The organism is Yersinia pekkanenii, assembly GCF_001152565.1.
GTDB lineage: Bacteria > Pseudomonadota > Gammaproteobacteria > Enterobacterales > Enterobacteriaceae > Yersinia > Yersinia pekkanenii.
Window position 1 is genome coordinate 1 of record NZ_CQAZ01000143.1, and the last position, 2,104, is coordinate 2,104.

Below are 2,104 nucleotides of genomic sequence, written 5' to 3' on the forward strand. Positions count from 1 at the left end.
GGCCAACCATGAATAAAGATAACCCATGCATTACTCAATCACCGATTGATGTACTGAGTGATATCGCACTGTTTCTGGAAGCTGCGGAACGGTTCAGTCTTGACCCCGGCGAAGGTGCTCAATTGGCAGAAACCATTGTTAGTTACTGCGCTGATTACGCTAAAACAATGTCACGCCGTGCTGCGCTGGAAGGGGCTGACCATGAAATCCAATCAACTGGAAGATGTCACCGGTCAGGTAAGGCAAGCGCAAACGGTTTTAGCAATGTGGCTTGAGCTCGCTACCGGCGACAAGAAAGGTACCACTGACAAAATAGGCGCAATTATAACTCTATTAGACGGTGTGCCAGAAGTGATGATCGCAGCTAATAGTAAACTAGCCGATTACGATTATGAGAAATATAAAGAAGGCAAAAAATGAAACCTGAAAAAATTGATTACGAACGAATGGGTAATAATTTCATTGTCGATGATGGCGGTATAAATCGTGCATTAATAAAAGTGTTCGCACAAATATATATTGTTAATCGCCACGGTGTTTATAAGCGCTATCTAAGCCGTAGTGCTGCAATTAATAAATTAGCTCAAGTTATGGCAACCTATGTTTATCAGCGCCTTGGATTGCCTATACGTGAAGATGATGTTTATGACACTGAGCGCAAGGCATGGATTCGCGGTGACTTACTTCATGATTATATCCACTGCCGTGAAAGAGCGGTTCATCATATTCGTCGCCTGTTAGCTAAACAGCGCAAAATCGATAAATGGAACAAAGAATATCAGAGATGGGTTGAAACACGTGACGAGTTATATAAACGCAAACCTTATTAATTAAGTAATCGCTAAAACAAAATATTAACTATGGCCTTCGGGTTAGGACTCCCTACACCTAAAGGCCGAAAATAGGGTAATTCGAATATGAGCAACATTGAATTAATTAATAAGAGACGCAAGCACATCGTTGACGCAAAGCTCGAATCAATGATGCGCAAAACAAATAGCCATTGCGTCATTGTCCGTTTGAAAGGTGGCGGCATGTACACCGTGGAATTATCCGAGAGAGTCCTGATTGAAGCCTTAATAGATTTCGAAGCAGAAGTTTATGGGGAATATAAACGGCTCGAAGCGGCGGAACACATCATTAACACCTATGACAGTTTTTTATCTAAAAGCGGCGATCACCTTACCGAAGCGGGAAAGGATTTCATGAATGCCATTGTTAAAAATATTGCCGAAATGGCTAAGGCAAAAGGAAAGACAAAGTGACGCTATCAGGTAACCGCATTCCGCTTCGTATCTACATCGGGGCCACTCAGATTTTAAACCGATACCGCCGTGGAGCTGTTCGCCCTCGCCGCACCTATCAACACGGCTATCTGTCTTTACGCATTACCCACCGCTGGCGGTTGCTATCGAAAGACGGCGGGCAGCACTGGGAGGCCATGAGCCACCAGCGATACAACAAAGAGTTAGGGGTGTAACTGATGAGTACTGAACTGAATCCAGAATCGACGCCTGACGGCATTAAAACGGGGAACTGTGTCGTTGGGTACTCCGCTGCAATCCGTCAGCTTGATAGCGGGCATTACGACAAAAAAGCATCCGAAGGCTTGAGGATTTTAGCCTGCATTCAAGACGCGAAAGTTAACGGCTGGCTGAGTTTGAGTATTGAAAAAGAAGTCATTATTTGGCGGTGGCTGGTCGTTACCGTTTTCATCAATGAGGAACGGGAAAAAAACGGCACGGCTGAAATCCAGAACGACGAAGGCGGAGCTGATCTTGCTGTTATCTACATCGGAAAGAATGGCGGCATAAGCATTTACCCCGCACCCCTGCGCTTTTCTCTGGCAAATCACGTCGAGGGATGCGCTATCGAGAAATACGGAACTCAGGCAGGTATGGCGCTGGCTCTAAGGATGTATCAGGACATGGTGGTGGTATGCCCAGAGCAAGGTTTCAGGTTATCGGCAATGGGCCGCGAAGGTCTGGAAATGTTGCACGATGATTTTATCGAGATGATCAAAACCGAAGGCATCCCAGATATGCCAGTGGTTCACTGAGGAAAGGTAATGAACAAAAAAACTGAACTGGCACTCATTGAGGCC

The 2,104-nt window shown here is 45.4% G+C and carries 6 protein-coding genes; all 6 read left to right on the plus strand.

Going from position 1 to position 2,104, the window contains the following annotated elements; translation table 11 throughout:
* Nucleotides 1-275 (plus strand): hypothetical protein (locus tag AEP37_RS26760; RefSeq protein WP_167337954.1); only part of this gene is annotated, 275 nt, incomplete at its 5' end.
* The gene (locus AEP37_RS23365) at nt 265-420 is read left to right on the plus strand and encodes a hypothetical protein (protein WP_235801442.1); all 156 of its coding nucleotides are present in this window, start codon (nt 265-267) and stop codon (nt 418-420) included. The genes AEP37_RS26760 and AEP37_RS23365, both read left to right, overlap by 11 nt.
* The gene (locus tag AEP37_RS23370) at nt 417-830 is read left to right on the plus strand and encodes a hypothetical protein (protein ID WP_049615572.1); all 414 of its coding nucleotides are present in this window, start codon (nt 417-419) and stop codon (nt 828-830) included. Before AEP37_RS23365 ends, AEP37_RS23370 begins: the two co-directional genes overlap by 4 nt.
* A gap of 87 nt (nt 831-917) precedes the next feature.
* A complete protein-coding gene (locus tag AEP37_RS23375; RefSeq protein WP_049615573.1) occupies nt 918-1,265 on the plus strand; it encodes a hypothetical protein in 348 nt (115 codons plus the stop codon).
* Entirely contained in the window at nt 1,262-1,480 is a 219-nt protein-coding gene (locus tag AEP37_RS23380) for a ParE family toxin-like protein (RefSeq protein WP_049611557.1), read from the plus strand. Before AEP37_RS23375 ends, AEP37_RS23380 begins: the two co-directional genes overlap by 4 nt.
* Before the next feature lie 3 nt (nt 1,481-1,483).
* On the plus strand, nt 1,484-2,059 hold the full coding sequence (locus tag AEP37_RS23385) for a hypothetical protein (protein ID WP_049615574.1): 576 nt from the start codon (nt 1,484-1,486) through the stop codon (nt 2,057-2,059).
* Nucleotides 2,060-2,104: the final 45 nt, after the last annotated feature.